This is a genomic window from Streptomyces similanensis (genome assembly GCF_039543625.1).
GTDB lineage: Bacteria > Actinomycetota > Actinomycetes > Streptomycetales > Streptomycetaceae > Streptomyces > Streptomyces similanensis.
Map to the genome: position 1 here is coordinate 1 of NZ_BAABKC010000133.1, position 24,524 is coordinate 24,524.

The 24,524-nt window shown below is 74.9% G+C and carries 16 protein-coding genes; 13 read left to right on the forward strand and 3 right to left on the reverse strand.

Translation table 11 applies throughout. From position 1 onward, the window contains the following. From ABEB07_RS36155 to ABEB07_RS36190, 8 genes are all read left to right on the forward strand, one after another. The coding region (locus ABEB07_RS36155) for an FHA domain-containing protein (RefSeq protein ID WP_345672287.1) at positions 1-3,587 on the forward strand (3,587 nt) is incomplete at its 5' end. A 253-nt stretch (positions 3,588-3,840) separates the two neighbouring features. Beyond that, entirely contained in the window at positions 3,841-5,238 is a 1,398-nt protein-coding gene (locus ABEB07_RS36160; protein ID WP_176149210.1) for an ABC transporter substrate-binding protein, read from the forward strand. A gap of 51 nt (positions 5,239-5,289) precedes the next feature. Then, on the forward strand, positions 5,290-6,648 hold the full coding sequence (locus tag ABEB07_RS36165) for a carbohydrate ABC transporter permease (protein WP_425589142.1): 1,359 nt from the start codon (positions 5,290-5,292) through the stop codon (positions 6,646-6,648). Next, positions 6,645-7,550, forward strand: coding sequence for a carbohydrate ABC transporter permease (locus tag ABEB07_RS36170; RefSeq protein WP_345672289.1), 906 nt, complete (start codon positions 6,645-6,647; stop codon positions 7,548-7,550). Before ABEB07_RS36165 ends, ABEB07_RS36170 begins: the two co-directional genes overlap by 4 nt. A gap of 179 nt (positions 7,551-7,729) precedes the next feature. After that, the gene (locus ABEB07_RS36175; protein WP_345672290.1) at positions 7,730-10,012 is read left to right on the forward strand and encodes a bifunctional glycosyltransferase/CDP-glycerol:glycerophosphate glycerophosphotransferase; all 2,283 of its coding nucleotides are present in this window, start codon (positions 7,730-7,732) and stop codon (positions 10,010-10,012) included. A 191-nt stretch (positions 10,013-10,203) separates the two neighbouring features. Next, the gene (locus ABEB07_RS36180; protein ID WP_345672291.1) at positions 10,204-12,474 is read left to right on the forward strand and encodes a bifunctional glycosyltransferase/CDP-glycerol:glycerophosphate glycerophosphotransferase; all 2,271 of its coding nucleotides are present in this window, start codon (positions 10,204-10,206) and stop codon (positions 12,472-12,474) included. 8 nt (positions 12,475-12,482) lie between these two features. Next, on the forward strand, positions 12,483-14,744 hold the full coding sequence (locus ABEB07_RS36185; protein WP_345672292.1) for a bifunctional glycosyltransferase/CDP-glycerol:glycerophosphate glycerophosphotransferase: 2,262 nt from the start codon (positions 12,483-12,485) through the stop codon (positions 14,742-14,744). A 56-nt stretch (positions 14,745-14,800) separates the two neighbouring features. Next, positions 14,801-16,063, forward strand: a complete 1,263-nt coding sequence (locus ABEB07_RS36190; protein WP_345672303.1) for a hypothetical protein — start codon at positions 14,801-14,803, stop codon at positions 16,061-16,063. An 11-nt stretch (positions 16,064-16,074) separates the two neighbouring features. On the opposite strand, the gene ABEB07_RS36195 is transcribed toward ABEB07_RS36190, so the two are convergent. Next, complete coding sequence (locus ABEB07_RS36195; RefSeq protein ID WP_345672293.1) at positions 16,075-16,488, reverse strand: organic hydroperoxide resistance protein; 414 nt, start codon at positions 16,486-16,488, stop codon at positions 16,075-16,077. Between the two features lie 112 nt (positions 16,489-16,600). Between ABEB07_RS36195 and ABEB07_RS36200 the strand changes: the two genes are divergently transcribed. The 3 genes from ABEB07_RS36200 to ABEB07_RS36210 all read left to right on the forward strand — a co-directional run bounded on the left by ABEB07_RS36200 (position 16,601) and on the right by ABEB07_RS36210 (position 20,233). Then, entirely contained in the window at positions 16,601-17,089 is a 489-nt protein-coding gene (locus ABEB07_RS36200; protein WP_345672295.1) for a MarR family winged helix-turn-helix transcriptional regulator, read from the forward strand. 204 nt (positions 17,090-17,293) lie between these two features. Continuing rightward, positions 17,294-18,586: a glycosyltransferase 87 family protein gene (locus ABEB07_RS36205; protein ID WP_345672296.1), complete on the forward strand. Its 1,293-nt coding sequence runs from the start codon at positions 17,294-17,296 to the stop codon at positions 18,584-18,586. 45 nt (positions 18,587-18,631) lie between these two features. Next, positions 18,632-20,233 carry a glycosyltransferase family 2 protein gene (locus ABEB07_RS36210; protein ID WP_345672304.1) on the forward strand — a complete coding sequence of 534 codons (1,602 nt, stop codon included), beginning with the start codon at positions 18,632-18,634 and terminating at the stop codon, positions 20,231-20,233. Positions 20,234-20,294: 61 nt separating this feature from the next. Here the strand turns inward: ABEB07_RS36210 and ABEB07_RS36215 are convergent, their stop codons facing one another. Then, a complete protein-coding gene (locus tag ABEB07_RS36215; RefSeq protein WP_345672297.1) occupies positions 20,295-20,918 on the reverse strand; it encodes a TetR/AcrR family transcriptional regulator in 624 nt (207 codons plus the stop codon). Positions 20,919-21,127: 209 nt separating this feature from the next. Here ABEB07_RS36215 and ABEB07_RS36220 point away from each other — a divergent pair, with 209 nt between their 5' ends. Together ABEB07_RS36220 and ABEB07_RS36225 are read left to right on the forward strand one after the other, a co-directional pair. Beyond that, complete coding sequence (locus ABEB07_RS36220; protein WP_164583564.1) at positions 21,128-22,042, forward strand: ABC transporter permease; 915 nt, start codon at positions 21,128-21,130, stop codon at positions 22,040-22,042. After that, on the forward strand, positions 22,035-22,820 hold the full coding sequence (locus ABEB07_RS36225; RefSeq protein WP_164582181.1) for an ABC transporter ATP-binding protein: 786 nt from the start codon (positions 22,035-22,037) through the stop codon (positions 22,818-22,820). Before ABEB07_RS36220 ends, ABEB07_RS36225 begins: the two co-directional genes overlap by 8 nt. Positions 22,821-22,862: 42 nt before the next feature. Here ABEB07_RS36225 and ABEB07_RS36230 read toward each other — a convergent pair whose 3' ends face one another. Continuing rightward, positions 22,863-24,380 (reverse strand): hypothetical protein, encoded by a 1,518-nt coding sequence (locus ABEB07_RS36230; RefSeq protein WP_345672298.1) that lies wholly within the window; start codon positions 24,378-24,380, stop codon positions 22,863-22,865. Positions 24,381-24,524: the final 144 nt, after the last annotated feature.

Sequence of the window (24,524 nt, forward strand, 5' to 3'; positions counted from 1 at the left end):
AGCCCGGCGCGGGCCCGGTGGTGCTGTACGCCGGGGCGGAGCGGCTGGACACCCAGCGCTGCACGCTCGGCGAGCCGCCGCTGCTGGACGGCGCGGTGCTGTCCCTGGGCGCCCCCGCCGAGGAGGAGCCGCACCCCGAGCTGGACGAGGCCCCGGCCCAGCTGCACGTGGTCGCGGGACCGGACGCGGGCGGGGTCCACCTGCTGCACGGCGGGCAGATCACCGTCGGCCGCTCCGCCGACGCCGACGTGCCGCTCGACGACCCCGACGTCTCCCGGCTGCACTGCGCCGTGACGGTCGCCCCGGACGGCCGGGTCTCGGTCGCCGACCTCGGCTCCACCAACGGCACGGTGCTGGACGGCCGGCCGATCGGCGGCCGCCCGGTCCGGTTCGCGCCCGGCGCGCTGCTGCGCATGGGCGAGTCGGCCCTGCGGCTGACCCCGGCCGCCGGCCCGTCGGCCCGCGTGGCCACGGCGCCGGACGGGGAGGGACAGGTACGGGTCGCGGGGAGCGGCGGCGGTGCCTCGGGAGCTTCCGGCGCTGCGGGTACGCACGTCGTCTCGGGTACCTCCGGCGCCTCGGGTGCTTCGGGTGCGGGCGGTGGGGCGTACGCGCGTGGGGCGGGCGGTGACGGTGCCGGATCCGGCGCGGGCGCCGCGACGACCGCGGGGACGGGTTCCGCACCCGGTCTGAGCGTCGGCGGCGGCGCGTGGACGACGGCCGGCGGCCCCGGTGCGCCGGGTACGGCGGACGCGCCGCGCGTGACGGGTACGGCGGGCGCGTGGGGCGCGGCCGGCGCGGCGCGCCCGGCGGACGGCGGCGAGCACGGCTTCGCCGGATCGCCCGCGCTGCCCGCGCAGGGCCGCGCGCCCCGGATCGAGAGCCACGGCGGCGACACCCACGCGGGCCGCTTCGGTGCGGGCGCCGGCGCGGACACCTTCGTCCCCGAGCACCCGGACCACCTCGCCGAGGACGAGGGACGCGGCCGCAAGGGCACGCCCCTGCGGGGCACCGAGGTGCCGCAGGGGCTGCGCCGGCGCAGCGGGCTCGGGGCGTGGGCCCGGCGGCTGACCGGCGGGCGCGGCGAGAGCGCGGCGGTCCGCGGGGAGGCGTACGACGGCACGGCGGCGCCCGGGCACGGCGACGCGCCCGCGCCGTACGCGGGCCCGCAGCTGCCGGAGACCTGGCCGGACCCGGCGGCGCTGCTGCTGACCGCGCTGGGCCCGGGTCCCCGGCTGTGGGAGCGCGGTCCGGGGCACCCGGAGGCGCTGACGGTCCGGCTGGGCACGGCGGACCGGCCGGCCCCCGACGGTTCGGGGCGGCTGCTGCCTGCGGTGCCGGTGACCGCGGGGCTGCGCGAGGCGGGGGCGCTGGGCCTGGCCGGGCCGCGCGAGCGGCTGTCCGGGCTGGCCCGCGCGGTGCTGGCCCAGCTCGCCGCGCTGCACTCCCCCGAGACGCTCGAGATCGTCCTGATCAGCGCCGACCGCACCCGTACGACGGCGGAGCGCACGGCGGAGTGGTCGTGGCTCGGCTGGCTCCCCCATGTGCGGCCGGGGCACGGCCAGGACTGCCGGCTGCTGCTGGCCCACGACCGCGAACAGGCCGCGGCCCGCACGGACGAGCTGCTGCGCCGCCTGGACGACCAGCTCGCCGACACCCGTCGCACCGGACAGCTCCCCGACGCCGACGACGGCGTCGGCATCGACGACGGCGCCTCGGACGCGGAGCGGACCGCGCGCGCGGGCGGCCGGCGGCCCTCCTGGGTCCGGGACGAGGACGCGGGCGGCGCGGCGGACTTCACCGGCCCGTTCACCGTGGTGGTCGTGGACGGCGACCCGGGCGGCGCCTCCGTGCGGGAGGCGGTGGCGCGGCTGGCGCAGGAAGGACCGCGGGCCGGGATACACGTGCTGTGCCTGGCCGAGGCGGCGCCCGCCTCGCCCGCCTCGCCGGTGGCGGAGACGTACGACGCGGCGTGCGCGGTGTCGCCGGTGTTCCGCGAGTGCGGCGCCGTCGCGCTGCTCAGCGGTGACGTGGCGACGGCGCTGCGGCTGATGCGGGTGGCGCGGTCGGGCTCGGAGGAGTCCTCCAGTGGCACGGCGGCCGTCCCGCACCCGCGGGAGCACCGGCGGCGTCCGGAGTCCTCCGCCGCCGGCTCCCCCACCCCCGTCTCCCCCGGCACGGTCGCCGTCGTGGACGCCGTCTCCCCGGCCTGGGCCGAGCGGTTCGCGCGGGCGCTGGCGCCGCTGCGGGCGGCGGACGCGGCCGGCGGCGACCGGCCCGCGCGGGTGTCCGCGCCGCTGCCGCTGTCGGCGCGGCTGCTGGACGAGCTGGGGCTCGCCCGCGCCACTCCCGCCTCGCTCCAGGCGCGCTGGGCGGACGCGGCCGACGACACCGGGGCCCTGGGCGGACGCGCGGTGCTGATACTCGGCGCCGGTCCGCGCGGCCCGGTCTGCGCGGACCTCGTGGCCGACGGGCCGCACCTGCTGATCGAGGGGCCCGCCGGGAGCGGCCGTACGGAGCTGCTGCGCTCCGTGGTCGCCTCGCTCGCCTCGGCGGAGCGCCCGGACCGGCTCGGCGTCGTCCTGGTGGACGGCCGGGACGGCGTCGCGGCGGGCGGCGGCCACGGCGACGGGCTGCGCGTCTGTACGGACGTCCCGCATGTCACGACGCATCTGACCGCCAACGACCCGGTGCGCATGCGGGAGTTCGCGCAGTCGCTGAGCGCCGAACTGAAGCGGCGGGCCGAGTTGCTCGGGCTGTCCTCCTTCGCCGAGTGGCACACCCGGCGGGAGGTGTCCGGCCGTATCGTCGCCCAGCGCACCGCCTCCGGCCGCGGCGTGCCGGGCCGCACCCCGGACCGGACGCGGCCGGCCGGTCCGACGGCGGGCGGTACGGCGCCGGGCGGTCCGTCCGGTGCGGCGGCCGGAGCGGGCGGTCCGGGACCGACCTCCGGGGCGGCCGATCTCGACGCCCCGCCCAGCTCCACCCTGCGGCTGCGGCCCGCCCTGGCCCGCTCGCGCGCGGCGGTGGTCCCGCCGCTGCCCCGGCTGGTCGTGGTCGTGGACGACCTGGACCTGCTGGTCTCGCCCGCGCTCGGCTCGCCCGGGCGACCCGCGGCCGGCTCGGTGATCCGCGCGCTGGAGGCGGTGGCCCGGGACGGCGAGCGGCTCGGCGTCCACCTGGTGGCGGCGACGGCGCCCGGCGGCCGTACCGCGGAGACGGAACCGGCCCGCCGCGCCACGCTGCGGGTCGCGCTGGACGCCCCGGCCACCGGCCGCGGGAGCGCCGCCCCGTCGGCGGAAGAGCGGGAGCCGGGGGGCGAGCCGGCGCCCGGGCGGGGCCGGCTGACCGGTCCGGACGGCCGGGTGACGCCGTTCCAGGGCGGCCGCGTCACGGGCCGCATCCCGCGCACGGCGACCCAGCGCCCCACGGTCGTCCCGCTGGAGTGGCACCGCATGGGCGACCCGCCGGCCCGCCGCACGGTACGGGAGCTGGGCAACGGGCCGACGGACCTGGCCCTGCTGGCCAGCGCGCTGGAACGGGCCGCACGGGAGGTGTCGGCCGCCCAGGTCCCCTCCCTGCTCTGACCCCGACGCCACCACCCACCTGGCGCGGGCCCGCCCCCCAACCCCTCCTGCTACCCCCGCCACCCGCGTCGATGCACCGCGCGCTCGCCTCAACGCCCCATGTGACGAGCGCCTCTGACGGACAGTCACGACGTGTTAACGATCGCCCGCCCGACACCGTCGGCGCTCTTGCCGACGTCCGGACCCCGGCGTAGACCAGAGCGCACCGAGACAGCGCTCGGGCGTTCGACGAGGAACGAAGAACGGGGCAGTGATGCGCAGCACGAGCAGCACCATCCGGACACGCAGGGCGGCCAGGGCCGCGGCGGCCGTCGCCGCGGGAGCCCTCGCGCTCTCCCTCACCGCGTGCGGCGGGGGCGACGACGACAAGGCGGACGACGGCGGGAGCGGCACGCCGAGCGGGGGCGCGCAGACCGGCGCCACCGTCACCCTCCCGAAGCTGGACGGCACGACCCTGGAGGTCGCCGCCGTCTGGACCGGCGCCGAACAGGCCAACTTCAAGAAGGTGCTCGCGGAGTTCACCAGGCGCACCGGCGCGAAGGTCACCTTCGTCCCCGCCCAGGACCCGATCATCAACTTCCTCGGTTCGAAGATCGCGGGCGGTCAGCCGCCGGACGTGGCGCTGCTCCCGCAGCCGGGCGCCATCAAGCAGGCCGTCGAGAAGAAGTGGGCCAAGCCGGTCGGCGCCGAGGCGCAGGCGCAGCTCACGAAGAACTACTCGCAGGGCTGGCAGGACATCGGCAAGGTCGGCGGCAAGCAGTACGGCGTCTACTACAAGGCCGCCAACAAGTCGCTGATCTGGTACAACGCCAAGGCCCTCCAGAACGCGGGGGCGAGCGAGCCCAAGACGTGGAAGGACCTGCTGTCCACCGCGCGGCAGGTCTACGACTCGGGCGTCACCCCGTTCTCGGTGGGCGGCGCCGACGGCTGGACGCTGACCGACTGGTTCGAGAACGTCTACCTGTCGCAGGCGGGCCCGGAGAAGTACGACCAGCTCGCCCAGCACAGGATCAAGTGGACGGACCCGTCGGTCAAGCAGGCCCTGACCACCCTCGCCCAGATCTGGTCCAAGAAGGACTACCTGGCGGGCGGCGCGGACGGCGCGCTCCAGACGGAGTTCCCGGCGTCGGTCACCCAGACCTTCACCGGCGGCGACCAGCCGAAGGCCGCCATGGTCTACGAGGGCGACTTCGCGCAGGTCAACATCGGTGAGACCAAGGCGAAGGTGGGCACGGACGCCAAGGTGTTCCCGTTCCCGGCGGTGGGCGCGAGCGCGCCGGTGGTGTCCGGCGGCGACGCGGCGGTGATCCTGAAGGACTCCAAGGCGGCGCAGGCGCTGGTGACCTTCCTCGCCTCGCCGGACGCGGCGGTGATCCAGGCGAAGCTCGGCGGTTACCTGTCGCCGAACAAGAACGTGCCGGAGTCGGCGTACCCGAACGAGGTGCAGCGCACGATCGCCAAGGCGCTGATCGCCTCCGGCGACGACTTCCGCTTCGACATGTCGGACCAGGCGCCGCAGGCGTTCGGCGGCACGCCCGGCAAGGGCGAGTGGAAGGACCTCCAGGACTTCCTGAAGAACCCGTCGGACGTGGCGGGCGCGCAGGCGAAGCTGGAGAAGGACGCGGCGGCGGCCTACGGCGGCGGGAGCTGATCCGATGGAACGCCCACACCAGGCACCCGGTGCGAGAGGGCGGGTGCGGCGATGACGTCGGCCACGGCGGCGGGGGCCTCGCCCGCTCCCGCCCCGCCGTCCCCCGGCGCGCCCCGCGGCCGCAGGAGCGTGACCGGCACCCGCAAGGCGGTGGCGGCCCTGTTCCTGCTGCCCGCCCTGGTACTGCTCGGCGCGCTCGTGGTCTACCCGATCGGGTACTCGATCGTCCGCAGCTTCTACGACTCCTCCGGCGACCACTTCGCCGGGTTCGACAACTACAAGGCCCTGTTCACCGACGACGGCATCCGCACCGCGCTGAAGAACAACGTCATCTGGGTGGTGTTCGCGCCGACCGTCGCCACCGCGCTCGGCCTGGTCTTCGCGGTGCTGACCGAACGGGTGCGCTGGGGAACGGCGTTCAAGCTGGTCGTCTTCATGCCGATGGCGATCTCGATGCTGGCGGCCGGGATCATCTTCCGGCTGGTCTACGACCAGGACCCGGACAAGGGCGTCGCCAACGCTGTGTGGGTCGGGGTGCACGACACCTTCGCCCAGTCCTCCGCGTTCCCGAAGGCGCACCCGGGCCGGAACTCGCCGCTCGCGCCGGACCACGGCGGCTTCCTCACCACCGCGCCGGTGCACGCCGGCCAGTGGGTGGCGCTGCCGCTGGTCGGCGTCGCCCCCGACCAGCTGCCGGACGGCGCGAAGCGGGCCGTACAGGCGAAGCCGGAGCCGGGGAAGATCACCGGCACCGCCTGGCAGGACTTCACCCGCGGCAAGGGCGTCGGGCGGCTCGGCGCGGTGGACCCGGCCGAGCTGGGCTACGACGGCATGCGCGTGGAGGCGGTCAAGGACGGCGAGGTGGTGGCGCGCGCGAAGGCCGCCGCCGACGGCACGTTCTCGCTGCCCGCCGAGGCCGACGGCGCCCGGCTGCGGCTGCCCGCGGACAACTTCAAGGCGCCCTACAACGGGGTGGACTGGCTCGGCCCGTCGCTGGTGACGCCGGCCATCATCGGGGCGTACGTGTGGATGTGGGCCGGGTTCGCGATGGTGCTGATCTCGGCCGGGCTGGCCGGGGTGCCGCGCGAGCTGCTGGAGGCGGCGCGGGTGGACGGCGCGAACGAGTGGCAGGTGTTCCGGCGGATCACCGTGCCGCTGCTGGCGCCGGTGCTCGCGGTCGTCGCGGTCACGCTGATGATCAACGTGCTGAAAATCTTCGACCTGGTCTTCATCATCGCGCCCGGCTCCTCCCAGGACGACGCCAACGTGCTGGCGCTGGAGCTGTACCGCAAGGGCTTCTCCGAGGGCCGGCCCGGCGTCGCCAGCGCGATCGCGGTGTTCCTGCTGCTGCTGGTGATCCCGGTGATGCTGTTCAACACGAGGCGCCTGAGGCGGGAGGTGCGGCGATGACCACCGAAGCCGTCACGAAGACGACGCCGCCCGCCGTGCCCGCCGGGGCGAGGCGGTCGCTCGGCGCCCGGCTCGCCGAGCTGGTGAGCGGCGGCCTGGTGCGGGTGTTCCTGATCGTGGTGGGCCTGTTCTGGCTGGTGCCCACGATCGGACTGCTGCTGTCGTCGCTGCGCTCGCCGCAGGACATGGCCGCGAACGGCTGGTGGACCGTGTTCACCAAGCCCTCCCAGCTCACCTTCGACAGCTACTCGAAGCTGCTGGAGAACGGCGACATCACCCACTCGCTGCTGAACACCGCCCTGATCACCGTCCCGGCGACCGTCCTGGTGGTGGTGGTCGGCTCGCTGGCGGGCTACGCGTTCGCGTGGATGGAGTTCCCCGGCCGCGACTGGTGGTTCCTGGCGGTGGTCGGGCTGCTGGTGGTGCCCGTGCAGGTGGCGCTCATCCCGATCGCCGAACTCTTCGGCAAGCTCGGCCTGTTCGGGTCGATCCTCGGCGTGGTCCTGTTCCACACCGGCTACGGGCTGCCGTTCGCGGTGTTCCTGCTGCGCAACTTCTTCGCGGAGATCCCGCGCGAACTGCTGGAGGCCGCCCGGCTCGACGGCGCGGGCGAACTGCGCCTGTTCACACGGGTGGTGATGCCGCTGGGCGGGCCGGCGATCGCGAGCCTGGGCATCTTCCAGTTCCTGTGGGTGTGGAACGACATGCTGGTCGCGCTGGTGTTCACCAAGTCCGGCACCCAGCCCATCACGGTCGCGTTGCAGACCCAGGTGCGCCAGTTCGGCAACAACGTCGACGTGCTGGCGCCCGGGGCGTTCATCTCCATGGTGATCCCGCTGGCCGTGTTCTTCGCGTTCCAGCGGCAGTTCGTGTCCGGGGTGATGGCGGGCGCGGTCAAGTAGCCGTACGGCGGTACGGGAACGAGGGGCGGTCCGTCATCGGGCCGCCTCTTCCCGTTCACCCGCCGTCCCCCACATGCAGCAGTGAGCCGTAACCGATTCACTCCATCGGCCGTTGCCTGGCACAGCCCCGCCGTGACGACGGGGCCGACCGACGCCCGCGCCGACCCTTGGACGGACCCTTGCCCAGGTTCAGTGTCATCGTGCCCGCGTACCGGGTCCAGGCGTATCTGCACCAGTGCCTGGAGTCGGTGCTCAGCCAGTCGTTCACGGACCTGGAGCTGATCGCCGTCGACGACCGCTCGCCGGATGCGTGCGGCGCGATCGTCGACGAGTTCGCCGCCCGCGACCCTCGGGTACGCGCCGTCCACCTGCCCGCCAACCGCGGACTGGGCCCGGCGCGCAACGCGGGCGCCGCCGAGGCGCGCGGCGACTACCTGATCTACCTGGACGGCGACGACACGCTCGCCCCGGGCGCGCTGCGCGCGATCGCCGACCGGCTGGCGGCCACCGGCGAACCCGAGGTGCTGGTCCACGGCTTCGCCCGCACCGACTGGACCGGCGAGGCCGTCCGCGACGAGGTGCGCGCCCCGCTCGCCGAGGACGGCCAGGACCCGTTCCCGCTCGCCGACCGCCCGGAGCTGCTGCGGGTGCTGATGGTGGCCTGGAACAAGGTGTACCGGCGCGACTTCGTGGCCCGCGAGGGCCTCGCCTTCCCGGCCGGCTACTACGAGGACACGCCGTGGACGTACCCGGTGCTGCTGACGGCGCGGTCGATCGCGACCCTGGACCGGGTGTGCGTGCACTACCGGCAGCGCCCGGGCAGCATCCTCGCCACCGCCGACCGCCGCCACCTCGACGTCCTCGACCAGTACGACCGGCTGTTCGCGTTCCTCGACCGGCGCCCTGAACTGGAGAGCTGGCGGCCGGTGCTGTACCGGCGGATGCTCGACCACCTGGGCACGGTGGGCACCCGGCCCGGCCGGCTGCCGCGCGCGAGCCGCGCCGAGTTCCGGCGCAGGACCCGCGCGCACTGCCGCCGGCACCGCGCCCCGGGCGCGCGCCCGGCGTGGCGCACCCGGCTGCGGCACGCCCTGGTCCGGCTCGGCCTGCACGGCACCTTCCGCGCCCTGCTGCGCGCGACGGCGCTGGGCCGCCGCGCCGCCGGGGCGGCCGCCAGCGCGCTGCGCGGGCTGCGCGCGGCCCTGCTCCAGGCGCACTACCGGCTCCAGCTGTGCCTGCCGGTGCGCGCCGACCGCGCCGTGTTCGCCGCGTACTGGGGCCGCGGGTACGGCTGCGGCCCGGGCGCGCTGGAGGCGGCGTTCCGGGAGTTCGCGCCGCAGGTGCGCACGGCGTGGATCGCCAGGCCCGAGCACCAGGGCACGGTCCCGGCCGGTGTGCGCCGGCTGACCCCGGGCACCGCCGCGTACTGGACGGCGCTGGCCCGCTCCAAGTACCTCGTCAACAACGTCAACTTCGACCGCCGCCTGGTCAAGCGCCGCGGCCAGATCCTCGTCCAGACCCAGCACGGCACCCCGCTCAAGCACATGGGCCTCGACCTCCAGGAGCGCCCGGCGGCGGCCCGGGGCATGGACTTCCCGCAGCTCCTGCGCAACACCGCCAAGTGGGACTACGTCCTGTCCGGCAACCGGCACACCACCCTCACCTGGGAGCGGGTCTACCCCGGCCGCTACACCACCCTGGAATACGGCAGTCCGCGCAACGACGTCTTCCAGCGGGCGACCTCGGTGGACGTGGCGCGGCTGCGCGCCTCGCTGGGCGTCCCGGAGGACGCCGTCGCGCTGCTGTACGCGCCGACCCACCGCGACCACCGCCGCACCCAGCGTCCGGCGCTGGACCTGGAACGCCTGCTGGAGCGCCTCGATCCGCGCTTCGTCGTCCTGGCCCGCGCCCACTACACGCACGCCGGACCGCTCGCCGACCCGGCCGGCGCGCAGGGCCGGATCATCGACGTCGGCGGGCACCCGAGCGTGGAGGAGCTGTGCCTGGCCTCCGACGCGCTGATCACCGACTACTCCTCGATCATGTTCGACTACGCCAACCTCGACCGGCCGATCGTGCTGCTCACCGAGGACTGGGAGGCGTACGAGGCGGCCCGCGGCGTCTACTTCGACGTACGGGACCACCCGCCGGGCGCGGTCGCGCGCTCCGCCGACGAGCTGGCCGACATCCTCGCCGGCGGGCACTGGCGCGGCTCCCGTTCCGCGCGCTCGCGGGCCGCGTTCCGGGAGCGGTTCTGCCCGTACGACGACGGGCGCGCGGCCGAGCGGGTGGTGCGGCACGTGGTGCTCGGGCAGCGCGGGGAGGCGGCCGGGCTGCCGCCCGTCGTCCCGCCCGGCCGGCGGCATCCGGTGCCGTCGCGGGCGGCCTCGGCGCAGGCGCGTTCCCGGCTCGCCACCGTGCCGCAACCCGCCGGTCCCCAGACCGTCACCGAGAGCCGCTGAACGCCGTTTGTCCCTGCGGGAGTCCGTATGCCACCCAGCACCTCGCGGCCCACGCCCACCCGGCCCTCCACCTGGCGGCCGTCGGGCCGGCCGGGCGGACGCCCGCGTTCGACGGCCCACACCGTGCGCCGCGGCGGCCGGCCGGCGCACCGGTGAGCGGGCCGGGCCACGGCAACGACAGAGGGAGCAGCATGCCCCGCTTCAGCATCATCGTCCCGTCCCACGGGGTGGCCGGCCGGCTGTCCCAGGCGCTGGACTCGGTCCTCGCGCAGTCCTTCGGCGACTTCGAGCTGATCGTGATGTGCGACGGGCCCGGCGCGCCCGCCGCCGACGTGGCCGCCGGGTACGCGGGACGGGACGCGCGGGTGAGCGTGGCGCACTCGCCGCCGTCGGCGGGGCGCGGCGGGGCGCGCGAGGCCGGACGGCGCGCGGCGGGCGGCGCGTACCTGCTCTTCCTGGACGGCGACGACCTGCTGCTGCCGGGCGCGCTGACCGCGCTGGCCGAGCGGCTCGAACAGACCGGCGAGGTGGACGCGCTGTACTTCGAGCACGAGCGGACGCCCTGGTGGGAGGGCGCGCCGACGGGTCAGGACGGACGGCTGCCGCCGACTCCGTCCGCGCACGCGGTGGCGCCCGGTGCGGCCCCGCACCTGACCGGCGTGCGGTGGCCGGTCTGGAGCGCCGCCTACCGGCGCGCCTTCGTCACCGGCCACGGCCTCGGCTTCCCCGCCGGGCACCACAGCGACCTGGGCTGGGGCGGCCTGGTCACCGTGGCCGCCGAGCGGATCGCCGTCCTGCGCCACAGCGTCGTACGGCACCGGGAACGCCGGCAGGGCAGCCGGCTCGCACTCCCGGGCGAGCACCAGTTCGACCTCCTCGACCAGTCCGAGCGGGTGCTCGTCCGGGCCGCGGAACAGGGCCTCTCGGCCGAGCGGTACGCGGTGCTGTTCGACCAGGTCCTGGCCGCCGTACTGGAGACGGCCGCGCACCCGGACCGGGTGCCCGCGGGCCGCCGCCGCGCCTTCCTGCGCCGCGCGCGTGCCCTGTACCGCCGCCATCGCCCGGCCCGCGCCGCCCGGCCCGCCGATCCCAGCCCCGGTACGGGTACAGGTACCGCTACCGGTGTCGCGCACCGGCTCGCCCGCCGGGCCGGGCTGTCCCGAGCGCTGCCGTCCGCCCTCGCGCACCCCCTGTTCCGCGCCCTGTGCGCCGCCGACCGCGCCGGGGCGCGCGCCGCCCGGGTGCGGGCCGCGGCCGGAGCGCGTCTGCGGGGCCTGCGCACCGGCCTCGCCTACCGGTGGCACCTGCACCGCCCGCTCGACGAGAACCTCGTCGTCTACTGCGCGTACTGGGGCCGCGGCTACGCCTGCAACCCCGCCGCCCTGCACGCCGCCGCCCGCGACCTCGCCCCGCACCTGCGCGCACTGTTCCTGGTCGAACCCGGCCAGGAGCACACCCTTCCCGAGGGCGTCGACCACGCGCCGATCGGCTCGCCGCGCTCCTGGAAGGCGCTGGCCCGCGCCAAGTACCTGGTGAACAACGCCAACTTCGCCGACGCCGTCGTCAAGCGCCCCGGCAGCGTGCACCTCCAGACCCAGCACGGCACCCCGCTGAAGACGATGGGCTGCGACCAGTCGGTCTATCCGGTGGTCGCCGCGCGCAGCGGCAGCTTCACCAAGCTGCTGCGCCGCGTGGACCGCTGGGACTACAACCTCTCCGCCAACCGCCACTCCACCGAGATGTGGGAGCGGGCCTTCCCCGGCGGCTACGAGACGCTGGAGTACGGCTATCCGCGCAACGACGTGTACTGCACGGCGGACGCCGAGGCCGTGGCGCGCGCCCGCCGCGCGCTGGGCGTACCGGCGGGCGCGACGGCCGTGCTGTACGCCCCCACCCACCGCGACCACCACACCGGCTTCGAGACGCCCCTCGATCTGGAGGCGTTCTGCGCGGCGGCCGGCGAGAACGTCGTCGTCCTGCTGCGCGCCCACTACTTCTACGACCGCGGCGGCCGCCGGGACAGCGGCCGGATCATCGACGTGACCGCGCACCGCTCCACCGAGGAGGTGTGCCTGGCCGCCGACGCGCTGGTCACCGACTACTCCTCGATCATGTTCGACTACGCCAACCTCGACCGGCCGATCGTGGTCCTCGCCGACGACTGGGAGGTGTACCGCGAGGTCCGGGGCGTCTGCTTCGACCTGCTGGAGTGCCCGCCGGGACCGGTGGCGCGCACCCCCGGGGAGCTGGCGCGCCTGTTCCGCGATGGCTCGTACGCGGGCGCCCGGTCGGCGGCGCTGCGGGCGGTGTTCCGGGAGCGGTTCTGCCCGTACGACGACGGGCGCGCCGCCGAGCGCGTCGTACGCCGGGTCTTCCTCGGCGAGCCGCCCGAGGCCCTGCCGCCCATGGTCCCCCTCGCGCGGCGCGTCCCGGCCCCCGCGGCCACCCTCGTAAGGAGCTGACGACAGCAGTGCCCCGTTTCAGCGTCATCGTCCCCTGTTTCAAGGTGCAGGGCTTCCTGCGCGAGTGCCTGGACTCGGTCCTCGGGCAGTCCTTCCGGGACGTCGAGGTGATCGCCGTGGACGACTGCTCCCCGGACGGCTCGGGCGCGATCCTGGACGAGTACGCCGCCCGCGACCCCCGGGTGCGGGTGGTGCACCTGCCGGAGAACGTCGGGCTCGGCCGGGCCCGCAACGCCGGACTGCCGCTCGCCGCAGGCGACTTCCTCCTCTTCCTCGACAGCGACGACACCCTGACGCCGGGCGCGCTGCGCGCCCTGGCCGACCGGCTGGCCGAGACCGCCGACCCGGACGTGCTGGTCTTCGACTACGCGCGCACCTACTGGTGGGGCGGCACCCGGCGCAACGTCCTGGCGAGCGTCCTCGCCGAGTCCCCCGAGGGAACCTTCACGGCGGCCGAACGCCCGGAGATCCTGGACCTGTTGATGGTGGTGTGGAACAAGGCGTACCGGCGCGACTTCGTCGCGGAGCACGGCTTCACGTTCCCGCCGGGCTACTACGAGGACACGCCGTGGACGTTCCCGGTCATGCTCAGCGCGGGCCGGATCGCCGTCCTGGACCGGATCTGCCTGCACTACCGCCAGCGCCGGCAGGGCAACATCCTGTCCACCACCAGCCGCAAGCACTTCGACGTCCACGACCAGTACGAGCGGGTGTTCGCGTTCGTGGACGCCCGTCCCGAGCTGGCGACCTGGCGGCCGTATCTGCACCGCAAGATGGGCGAGCACTGTCTGGACGTCCTCGCCAAACCGGACCGGCTGCCCCCGTCGGACAAGGCCGAGTTCTTCCGCGCCACGGCCCGCCTGTTCCGCGCGCACCGGCCCGCCGGAGCGACGGCGGAAGGCGAACTGCGCGTCCTGGAGGGCGGTTACGCCGCCTATCTGCTGCGCCGCCAGGGCGGCAGGGCGGAACGGGAGCTGGCGCGGCGGGCGGTGCGGGTGCGCCGGGCGGCCGGCCGCCGGGCCCGGGACGGCTGGGCGGCGCTGCACGCCCGCCGCCCGCTGGAACCGGACCTCGTGCTGTACTCGGCGTTCCACCACCGCGGGGTGCTCGGCGACCCGGCGGCCGTGTACCGGGCGGCCCGCGAGAGCGCCCCGCACCTGCGCGGGGTGTGGGTGGTGAAGAACCCCGAACTGGCCGACGCTGCGGGCCTGCTGCCGCCGGACGGCGAGTACGTGCTGCCCGGCACCCCGCGCTACCGGCGGCTGGCGGCCCGGGCCGCGTTCTTCGTCAACAACGTCAACTGGCCCCAGCGCCAGGCCAAACGCCCCGGCAGCGTCCACATCCACACCCATCTGGGGACGCCGCTGAAGTACATGGGCGCCGATCTGCTGGACAAGCCGGGCGCGCGGCACGGTCTGGACGTGCCGCGGATGCTGGAGCGGGCCGACCGCTGGGACCACAGCCTGGTCGCCAACCGGCACTCCGAGCTGGTCTGGGAGCGCGCCTACCCGTGCCGGTTCGCCTCCGCGCGCACCGGCAGCCCGCGCAACGACGTGCTGGTCGGCGCGCGCGCCGGGGACGGCGCGGCGGTCCGCGCCCGGCTCGGCATCCCGGCCGGTCACACGGTGGTGCTGTACGCGCCGACCCGGCGCGAGTACCGGCGCGGCGGGCACGTCGAGCGGATCGACGCGGCCCGGCTCGCCGCGGACCTGGGCCCGGGTCACACGCTGGTGGTCCGGCTGCACCCCTCGCTGGCCGGCGGTCCGGCGCGCGGTGCGGGGCTGGCCGAACTGCACCGGCGCGGGGTGCTGGTCGACGCGACCGACGAGCCCTACGTCGAAGAGGTGATGCTCGCCTCCGACGTGCTGGTCACCGACTACTCCGCCCTGATGTTCGACTACGCCAACCTGGACCGGCCGATCGTGCTGCACGCCGACGACTGGGGCGCGTACGCGGCGAGCCGGGGCGTCTACTTCGACGTCACCGCCGAGCCGCCGGGCCATGTGTCGCGCTGCTACGAGGAGTTGGCGCGGCTGCTGACGTCCGGGAGCTGGCGGGACGCGGAGTCGGCGCGGCTGCGGTCGGCCTTCCGGGCCCGGTTCTGCGAGTTCGACGACGGCTGGGCGGCCGAGCGGGTGGTGCGGACGCTGATCCTCGGCGAGGCGGACTGGACCCCGCCGCGGGCGGCGGCAGCGGGCGTCCGGGGCGCGGGGGCGGGCGCGCAGGTGCCCGCGCAGGCGTCGGGTCACGACCGGCTGACGTCGTCATGAGGGCGCCGGCACCGCTCCGACGCCCCGTGGCCGCGCTGCGCGGGCCGCGCGGCTGGATGCTGCTGCTGGTCGCGGTGTTCGCGCTGGCCCAGCTCGGCACCGTCACCGGACGGGACACACCCGACACCAAGAACTACCTGGCCTACGCCCTGAGCCTGCGCGGCGAGGACAAGCGGGAGACGGCGGCGGTCACCATCGACTACGCCTGCGCCGGCCGGGCGGCCCGGGCCCGCCGCGAGCAGCGCGTGGACGTGCTGCGCTTCGCGGCGCCGAGCCCGGCCGCCCGGGTGGCGAGGAAGTGCCGGGCCGAGCTGTGGCGCACGGTGGACGCCCGGCTGCGGGCCGGGCAGAGCGGCGGGCACACCCTGCCGTTCATGTCGGAGCGGTTCATGCGGATCTTCGAGGTACGGCCGGGCTACCCGGTCTTCCTGGTCCCGTTCGTCACCGTGCTCGGCGCGACCTGGGGGCTGTGGGCGGCGGGGGTGGCCGTCACGGCGGCCGGCGGCGTCCTGGTCCATCTGCTGCTGCGCACCCGGCGCGTCCCGGTCCCGCTCGCCCTGACCGGGCAGGCCCTGTACTACGTCCTGCCGTGCGGCGCCACCGCCATGCGGCCGATGGCCGAGGGGCTGATGCTGGCGCTGACCCTGGCGGCGCTGTGGGGCTGCGCGCTGGCCCTGGACGGCCGTCACCGGCCCGGCATCGCGCTGACGTGCGGTGCGCTGGCGGCGCTGTTCGCGGTCAAGCACTCGCAGGCGCTGTTTCTCGGGGTGAGCCTGGCGGCGGCGGGCGCGCTGATCGCCGTACGGCGCCGGGTGCGGGGGCGGCCGGCCGGCCGCGCGGTCCTGGCGCTCACGGCGGTGGGCTGCTGCGCCGTGCTCGGCACGCTGCTGCTGGCGCGGGCGCTGCACTACCCGACCGAGGCGGACAGCGTGCAGGACCTGCTCACCGATCACTACGCCCGGCCCGACCGGGCCCGGCCGTGGCCGGAACTGCTGCGGCTTGAGGGGCACTTCTGGTGGGAGTGGCTGCGGCGGCAGCTGTGGCAGCCGCTGTTCGCCGCCCTGCTCGCGGCGGGCGCCTTCGGCGCGCTGCGGCGCGGCGGCCGGGCGTTCGGCGTCTTCGTGGCGGCGGCCGCTTTCACCGGGTTCCTCACCCAGGCGGCGCATCCCGACATCACGGTGTGGGGCGAGCGGCTGATCGTGCTGGCCTGGCTGCTGCCGGTGGTCGGGGTGCCGCTGCTGCTGGAGCGGGTGACGGCCCGGCCGGTGGGCCTGCCGGGGCCGCGCTCGGCGGACGAGCGGAGCGCGGCCGTGCGGTGAGGCCCGGGGCGTTACTCGATGACGAGGTCGACCGGGATGTTGCCGCGGGTGGCGTTGGAGTACGGGCACACCTGGTGGGCCTGCTCGACCAGCTTGCGGCCGGTCTCCTCGTCCACGGTCTCGGGCAGCTCCACCCGCAGGGTGACGGCGAGGGCGAATCCCTCGCCCTGCTTGCCGATGCCGACCTCGCCGGTGACGGCGGCGTCGCTCACGTCCACCTTGGCCTGGCGGCCGACGAGCGCGAGGGCGCTGGCGAAGCAGGCCGCGTAACCGGCGGCGAAGAGCTGCTCGGGGTTGGTGCCCTGCCCGTCGCCGCCCAGCTCCACCGGCGGGGCCAGCTGTACGTCCAGCTTCCCGTCGGAGGCGTAGGCACGGCCGTCCCGGCCGTGGGTGGCGGTGGCGACGGCGGTGTAGAGCGCGTCCATGAGAACCATCCCTCTCGATACGTCGGATACGTCGGTCCATCGGTACGACCACAAGTGAAGCACGCAATTCAATTGTGCACAACTTAATGATGCCCAGAGCTATCCTGGAGCCATGACTACCGAGGTACCCCCGCCCGCCGCGCCGGACGAGGACTGGCTGAGCCTGGACGGCCAGGTCTGCTTCTCGCTGCACGCCGCCTCGCGCGCCTTCAACGGCGTGTACCGGGTGCTCCTCAAGGACCTGGGGCTGACCTATCCGCAGTACCTGGTGATGCTGGTGCTGTGGGAGCACGGCCGAACGCCCGTGAAACGGCTCGGCGAACTCCTGCGCCTGGACTCCGGCACGCTGTCGCCGCTGCTCAAGCGCCTGGAGACGGCCGGCCTGGTACGCCGGGAGCGCAGCGCGCGCGACGAACGCTCGGTGGAGATCCACCCGACCGAGGAGGGCACGGCCCTGCGCGAACGCGCCCTCCAGGTCCCGCACCGCATCGCAACGGCCACCGGCTTCACCCTCGAAGAGATCCAGACCCTACGCACCACCCTGAACCGCCTGACAACGGCCTTGGACGCAACCACCCTGAACACCACCGAGTCCCCCTGAGGCCCTGAGGCCCGAAGGGCCGAAAGGGGCGCGGGGAACTGCGCGCCCAGCCCCCACTCACCCGCACCGACCAAGCAACCCCCGCCCCCACCCCCCGCCCCCCGAACGGCCGGATGGCCAAAGTTCGGCCATCCGGCCAACTCTCGGCGACAGTCGGCGTATCGACGAGAACCGCACCACCCGGCGGGTCTACGATCCGCCGTGATGAGCGCCTTCCGTGCCTTCCGGAGCCCGCCACCCCTCCCCACCCCCGCATCGACGCCGCACCGCCTCCTCACCCTGGCGGCCGCCTGGCTCCTGACCCGCGCCCTGATGCTGTGGCTGCTCGCCCACAGCACCCACCCTCTGCTGGGCCGCGGCGCGGTGGCCCGCGAGGTCTGGAAGCTGTACCACCACTGGTACACGGTCCTCTCGCACGGCGCGTTCCCCGCCCACGACCACCTGTGGCAGTACCCGCCGGGCGCCGGCCCGGTCCTGCTGTCGCCCGCGCTGCTGCCGGGCCTCACCTACTTCCAGGGCTTCGTGGCGATCACCCTCGCCGTGGACGCCGTGATCGCGCTCGCCCTGGCCCGCGCGGGCACCCGCCCCGGCCGCAGTCTGCGCGGGGCCGCCTACTGGACGCTCGGCCCGCCACTGCTGCTGCACGTCCCGCTGGCCCGCTACGACATCCAGGCCACCGCGTTCGCCGTGCTCTCCCTGCTGGCGCTGCGCCGCTCCCCGCGCGCCGGCGGCGCCCTGGCCGCGCTGGGCGCCCTGGTGAAGGTGTGGCCGGTCCTGGTACTGCTGGGCGCCCCCCGGGGCCGTAGCACCCGCTCGGCGTGGACCTCGGCGGTGGTCGTCGCGGCCGCGGCCACCCTGGCGCTGGCCGCGGCGTTCCGCAACCCGCTGGCGTTCGTGCGCCAGCAGGGCGGGCGGGGCGTGCAGATCGAGTCGTTCGGCGGCACCGCGCTGTCCTTCGCCACGCACGCGGGCTGGCCCGGCACGGTGCGCTACCAGTACGGCGCGCTGGAGTTCACCGGCCCGCACGTGACCACCGTGGCGCACGTCTCCCTCGCCCTGTCGGCGGCGGCGTTCGCGCTGCTGCTGCTGTGGCGGGTGCGGGCCCGCCGGTGGACGCCGGCGACGCCGTACGACGCCGCGCTCAGCGCCGTGCTGCTGTTCACCGTCACCAGCCGGGTGATCAGCCCGCAGTACCTGATCTGGCTGCTGGGCCTCGCCGCGGTCTGCCTCACCTCGCGGCAGACCACGCAGCGCCCGGTGGCCACGCTGATCGCGGCGGCCGCCCTGGTCAGCGTCGTGGTCTACCCCACGCTCTACCACCTGGTCGCCGCGTGCACCTGGACGGGTTGTGTGCTGATGCTGGTACGCAACGGTTTGCTCGGCGCCGCCGCGGTACTCTCTTTGGCCCGGCTGTGGCGCTCCACGCAATCCCCGGCGCCGACGCAACCCGAGCCGGACGCCCACCGTCTTCCGCGCGGGACCCTGAGTCCCTCTTAAACGGGAAATACACCGACCCGCCTACGATTCAGGCCCGTGGACCCCATGCACCCGCACTCCCACCAGACCCCCCACGTCAGCGTCGTCGTGATCGGCTACAACGACGCCGCCCACCTCGCCCACGCCGTGCGCTCGGCGCTCGCGCAGGGCCCGGCCGTCGGCGAGGTCGTCGCCGTCGACGACTGCTCGACGGACGGCAGCCCCGCCGTGCTCGACCGGCTCGCCGCGAGCGACCCGCGCGTGCGGGTGATTCGGCGCGAGAGCAACAGCGGCGGCTGCGGCAGCCCCCGCAACGACGGCATCGACGCGGCGACGTCGCCGTACGTGATGTTCCTGGACAGCGACGACGTGCTGCCGCCGGGCGCGGTGGACGCGCTGCTCGCCGCCGCGCGCGAGGAGCGCGTGGAGGTGGTCGGCGGCCTGTGCGTGCGCCGTGAGCTGCCCTCCGGGCGCGAGGTCGGCTGGCAGGAGCAGCTGTACGCGGCCGCCGCCGTCCTGGACCGCCCCGAGCAGCTGCCGCGCCTGGTGCACGACACCCTCTGCGTCAACAAGCTGTACCGCACCGACTTCCTGCGCGAGCACGCCGTCCGCTTCCCCGAGGGCCGCTTCCCCTACGAGGACATCGTCTTCACCGCCCGGGTGCTGGCCGCCTCCCCCCGCCTGGCGCTGATCCCGGAGCGGGTGTACGTGTGGCACGTGCGCCGGTCGGCGGAGCGGCTGTCGATCTCGCTGGACCGCGCGGACGTGGCGAACTGGCGGGCGCGCACCGAGGCGAACCGGCAGGCGTACGAGATCCTGCTGAACGCCGGGCAGAAGAAGCTCGCGCGCACGGCCCGCGCCAAGTTCCTCGACCACGAGCTGCGCATGTACGCGCGTGAGCTGGGCCTGCGCGACGCGGAGTACCGGCGCGCGTGGTGGGACCGCACCCGCGCCCACCTCGCCGACTACGACGCGGCCGACTGGTCCGCCGACCCGACCGCGCCCGGCCGCCTGCTGGCCCGGGTGATCATGGCCTCGCCCGAGCCGCGCGACCTGCCCCGGCTCAAGGAGCTGGCGGCGCGTCCGGCCCGGCTGTGCCCGCCCTACGCGCGCGCCGCCGACGGCACGCCCGTCTGGTCCGAGGAGCTGCCCCAGCTCACCCTGGAGCCGTATCTGACCCGGCCGGCGCACCAGCTGCCGCTGGCGGTGGACGCGGCGCTGCGCCCGCGCACCCGGAACACGGTGCTGCGGCTGCGGCTGCACGAGATGTACGGCCGGGTGGCGAGCGCCGGACCCCGGTCGCTGGCGGTTCAGTGGCGGCACCGGGAGAGCGGGCATCCGGCCGGGAGCGCCACCGCGCCGCTCGCCCGGTCCGCCGACGGCACCTGGGCGGCGGAGACGCCCGTGGACCTGGCGGCGCTGGGCGCGGGCACCTGGGACCTGCGCCTGCGGGTGATCTTCGCCGACGGCAGCGGCACGGACGTGACGGCGCACGCCCGCGCGGGCGCCGGGCTGCTGCGCCGCAGTGTCGTGCCGAGCCTCAGGTTCGGCGTGCTGCTGGCCCAGCCCTACGCCACGCACTCCGGCGCGCTCGCGGTGCGCCTGGCGACCGGTCCGAGCGGTGTGACCTCCGTGCTGCGCGGCCGGCTCCGCCGCCTGCTGGGTTGACGCCCGCCGCGCGGGAGCCAGCCCCGCCCCAGGGCCCTTTCGGCGAAGCCACTCGCGGCCGCTACAGCGCCTTGAGGGCCTCCGCCGTGCCCCGGGCGAGCGCGCCCAGGTAGCCCTTGGGGAGCTTGGGCGCGCGGATGACGACCGAGCGCCAGTACAGCGGCCCGGAGATGAGGTCGAGGGCCAGGTCGCGGTCGAGGCCGGCGCGGATCTCGCCGCGCTCCTCGGCCGCGGCGATGATACTGCTGGCGACGCTCTCCTGGCCGTCGCGCAGGGCCTTCTGGACGGCGTCGGCGAGGTCCGGGTTGCGGGCCGCCTCGGCCTGGAGGTCGGGGATGATCTGCGAGGCCACCGGGTGGCGCAGGGCGCGGGAGGTCACCTCGTACAGCAGTCTGAGGTCGCTCTCCAGGGAGCCGGTGTCGGGCGCGGGCAGGCCCTGGACGGCGAGCGCGGAGACGACGTCGAGCACCAGGTGCAGCTTGGAGCGCCAGCGGCGGTAGACGGCCGTCTTGCCGACCCCGGCGCGGCGCGCGATCCCCTCGATCGACATGCGCGCGTAGCCGACCTCCGCCAGCTCCCCGAAGACGGCGGCCCGGATCGCCTCGGTCACGTCCTCGCGGAGTACGGCCGCCCCGGCGGGGGCGCGGCGCGGACGCGTCTGGGGTTCGCCGGCGTTCGTCGTCATGCCGTCCAGCATAGGGCGTGACGACGATACGGTTGCGTTCCGACGCCGGTTGGCCCTACTCTCGCGTTGCGACGATACGGTCCCGTTCCGACGTAAGAGAACGTGAAGAGAACCGTAAGGAAACGGACGGCGGACCCGGAGCCGCACGCCCCGCCCCTCTCTTGAGTTTCCCGAGTCTCCCGAGATCCCCCCGAGCGAAAGCAGCGGATGTGAGCCAGGTCCTCCACACACCGCCCCCCGCCCCGGCCCGAGCCGAGGGCGACCTAGCCGCGCTCGCCGCCCGGCACGGCCTGTCGGTCAGCGGCGCCCGCCCGACCCTGACGCAGTACGTCCGCCAGCTGTGGGCGCGACGGCACTTCATCACCGCGTTCGCCACCGCCAAGCTCACCGCCCAGTACAGCCAGGCCAAGCTCGGTCAGGTCTGGCAGGTGGCCACACCGCTGCTGAACGCGGCGGTCTACTACTTCATCTTCGGCGTGCTGCTCGGCACCAAGCACGGCGTGGCCGACTACATCCCGTTCCTGGTCACCGGCGTGTTCGTGTGGACGTTCACGCAGAGCTCGATCATGGCGGGCACCCGGGCCATCTCCGGCAACCTGGGACTGGTGCGCGCCCTGCACTTCCCGCGCGCGGCGCTGCCCATCTCCTTCGCCCTCCAGCAGCTCCAGCAGCTGCTCTTCTCCATGGCCGCGCTGGTGTTCATCCTGTTCCTGTGCGGGGTGCCGATCGGCCTGTCCTGGGCGCTGACCGTCCCGACGCTGGTGCTCCAGTTCGTGTTCAACGCGGGCATCTCGATGGTCATGGCGCGGATGGGCGCCAAGACGCCGGACCTCGCCCAGCTGATGCCGTTCATCCTGCGCACCTGGATGTACGTCTCCGGTGTCATGTTCAGCATCGACAAGACGCTGAAGAACACCACCCTGCCGCACTGGGCGCAGACGCTGCTGGAGGCCAACCCGGCCGCCGTCTACATCGACCTGATGCGGTTCGCGCTGATCGACAGTTTCAAGGCCCACCAGCTCCCGCACCACGTGTGGGCGTACGCGGTGGGCTGGGCGCTGCTGGCCGGTGTCGGCGGCTTCGTCTACTTCTGGAAGGCCGAGGAGAGGTACGGACGTGGCTGAGCAGAGCACCGAGAAGATCCCCACCGTCGTCGCCGACCAGGTCGACATCGTCTACCGGGTGCACGGCACCGGCGCCGGCCGGGGCAGCGCCACCGCCGCGCTCAACCGCATCCTGCGCCCGGGCCGGGCCGAGAAGGCGGCGGGCGTGCGGCGCGTGCACGCGGTGAAGAAGGTGTCCTTCGTCGCCTACAAGGGCGAGGCCATCGGTCTGATCGGCACCAACGGCTCCGGCAAGTCCACGCTGCTCAAGGCGGTGGCGGGACTGCTGCCGGTGGAGAGCGGCAAGATCTACACCGACGGCCAGCCCTCGCTCCTCGGCGTCAACGCGGCGCTGATGAACGACCTGACCGGCGAGCGCAACGTCCACCTGGGCGGCCTGGCCATGGGCATGTCCCGGGAGCAGATCCGCGAGCGCTACCAGGACATCGTCGACTTCTCCGGGATCAACGAGAAGGGCGACTTCATCACCCTGCCGATGCGCACGTACTCCTCCGGCATGGCGGCCCGGCTCCGGTTCTCCATCGCCGCCGCCAAGGACCACGACGTCCTGCTCATCGACGAGGCGCTGGCCACCGGCGACCGCAAGTTCCAGGTGCGCTCGGAGGAACGCATCCGCGAGCTGCGCGGGCAGGCGGGCACGGTGTTCCTGGTCAGCCACAACAACAACTCCATCCGCGACACCTGCGAGCGGGTGCTGTGGCTGGAGCGCGGCGAACTGCGGATGGATGGCCCCACGGAAGAGGTCCTGAAGGCCTACGAGACCTTCACCAAGTCCTGACCGTCCCGCCCGGCGCCATCACCGCGTGACCGCGTGACCGCTTCATCGCGTCACCGCGTACAGGACCTCGTCGCCCGCGGCGTCCCGAGCGACCGGGCGCAGGCCGGGGTCCGGGTGGCGGGCGGGGGCGTCCAGGACCCAGCGGACGCCGTAGGCGCGCAGGATGTCCCGGCGGGCGCCGGGCGGCGTGCCGGGCCGGTAGTAGCGCTGGACGGCGTGCTCGCGCCGCGCCTCGTCCCGCAGGAAGAAGTCCGGGTAGCCGGGCGTGACGGTGTAGGCGCCGTAGGCCGGGACCAGCCGGGAGGGCAGGTCCCGGGCCATCACCACGTCGCCGTGGCGCACGTACGGCGTGATCCAGTGGTAGCCGGCCCACGGCGGGACGTAGTTGACGGCGAGCGCGGCGGGCAGCCGGTCGCGGCCGACGACGTAGCCGAGCACCCCGGACTGGGTCCAGGCGCCCGCCGCCAGCGCGGCGGCCAGCGCCCACGCCCAGCGCACCCGCACCGCGCGCCGCCCGCCCCTCACCACCGCGAGGGCCGCGGCGAGCTGGGCCGGGATCAGCACGGCGGGCAGCGCCCGGCCCCAGGAGTAGTGGCCGCTCACAAAACCCGCCGCGCACACCAGCGCGCCCAGCGCGAAGAAGAGCACCAGCGGGTCCCGGCGGTCGCGCCGCCACCGCGCGGCCAGCGCGGCCACCCCGAGCAGCACCAGCCAGTAGCGGCCGGCGAAGTGGTCGTAGAGGGCACGGTGCACCTCCTCCAGGCCGCCGCCGGCCGTGAACAGCGCGAAGAAGTCGTAGTACGGCCACAGCCACAGCACCAGCAGGCCCAGCGCCGTCGCGGCGGCCAGGCGCGGCCACTGGGCGCGCGGGGGCCGGGCGGCGAGCACCGCGGCGAGCGCGCCGAGGGTGGCGACGACCCCGGTGAACTGGTGGCACAGCAGGATGACCGCCCACAGCGCGCCCAGCCCGAGCCACACGTCCCAGCCGGCCGGCGCGCGCAGCGACCGGGTGAGCCAGGCCCAGTGGTGGAAGGCGAGGCCGAGCGCGACGACGCTCGGGTACGACACCGTCAGGGCGAGCGAGTTCAGGGAGAGGAAGCCGCTCCAGTTGATCAGGACGGTGCCCCACAGCAGGACCAGGCTCAGGGCGGCCAGGGCGGGCGCGGCCGGATGCGCGCTCAGCGTGCGCACGTAGCGGCGCACCCCCGTCGCCAGCAGCGCGAGACCGGCGAGGGCGGCGATCCGCAGCACGACGAAGACCGAGAGACCGCTCGCCCGGGCCAGACAGCCGAGCACCAGCATCCACGGCGAGTAGTACGGGCTCGGGGCGTCGGCGTCCACGAGCGGGTCGCCCGGCCGGGTGAGGCTGTGGCGCAGGCGCTGGACGGTGGCCGCGTGCATGCCGAGGTCGCCGGCCCACGGCAGCCGCACGATCACCAGGAGCAGCAGGACGGCCAGGAGGGCGACGGCGGCCCAGGGCGCGGCGGAACGTTTCGCGGCCGCCGGCGGGCGGAGGGCGCTCCGGCCGGCGGGCCGTGCCTCAGGCGGCGCGGAGCGCATGGCGGAGGAAAAGCCGGGTGCGGTGGACGGGAAAGCGGAATTTCCCCGGCCACGGAAATTCGAATACAGAAAAGTTGATGATTACACAATGGGAGGGAGGGCCGGGACGTGCTGCGACGCGTTCGGGAGCGGGGACGGATGCGG

Excerpts from the sequence above, each read along its gene's own strand:
- ABEB07_RS36165 (WP_425589142.1), top strand. The coding sequence starts at position 5,290 with ATGACGTCGGCCACGGCGGCGGGGGCCTCGCCCGCTCCCGCCCCGCCG.
- ABEB07_RS36210 (WP_345672304.1), top strand. The coding sequence starts at position 18,632 with ATGCACCCGCACTCCCACCAGACCCCCCACGTCAGCGTCGTCGTGATC.
- ABEB07_RS36230 (WP_345672298.1), bottom strand. The coding sequence starts at position 24,380 with ATGCGCTCCGCGCCGCCTGAGGCACGGCCCGCCGGCCGGAGCGCCCTC.
- ABEB07_RS36170 (WP_345672289.1), top strand. The coding sequence starts at position 6,645 with ATGACCACCGAAGCCGTCACGAAGACGACGCCGCCCGCCGTGCCCGCC.
- ABEB07_RS36190 (WP_345672303.1), top strand. The coding sequence starts at position 14,801 with ATGCTGCTGCTGGTCGCGGTGTTCGCGCTGGCCCAGCTCGGCACCGTC.
- ABEB07_RS36180 (WP_345672291.1), top strand. The coding sequence starts at position 10,204 with ATGCCCCGCTTCAGCATCATCGTCCCGTCCCACGGGGTGGCCGGCCGG.
- ABEB07_RS36215 (WP_345672297.1), bottom strand. The coding sequence starts at position 20,918 with ATGACGACGAACGCCGGCGAACCCCAGACGCGTCCGCGCCGCGCCCCC.
- ABEB07_RS36205 (WP_345672296.1), top strand. The coding sequence starts at position 17,294 with ATGAGCGCCTTCCGTGCCTTCCGGAGCCCGCCACCCCTCCCCACCCCC.
- ABEB07_RS36195 (WP_345672293.1), bottom strand. The coding sequence starts at position 16,488 with ATGGACGCGCTCTACACCGCCGTCGCCACCGCCACCCACGGCCGGGAC.
- ABEB07_RS36160 (WP_176149210.1), top strand. The coding sequence starts at position 3,841 with ATGCGCAGCACGAGCAGCACCATCCGGACACGCAGGGCGGCCAGGGCC.
- ABEB07_RS36200 (WP_345672295.1), top strand. The coding sequence starts at position 16,601 with ATGACTACCGAGGTACCCCCGCCCGCCGCGCCGGACGAGGACTGGCTG.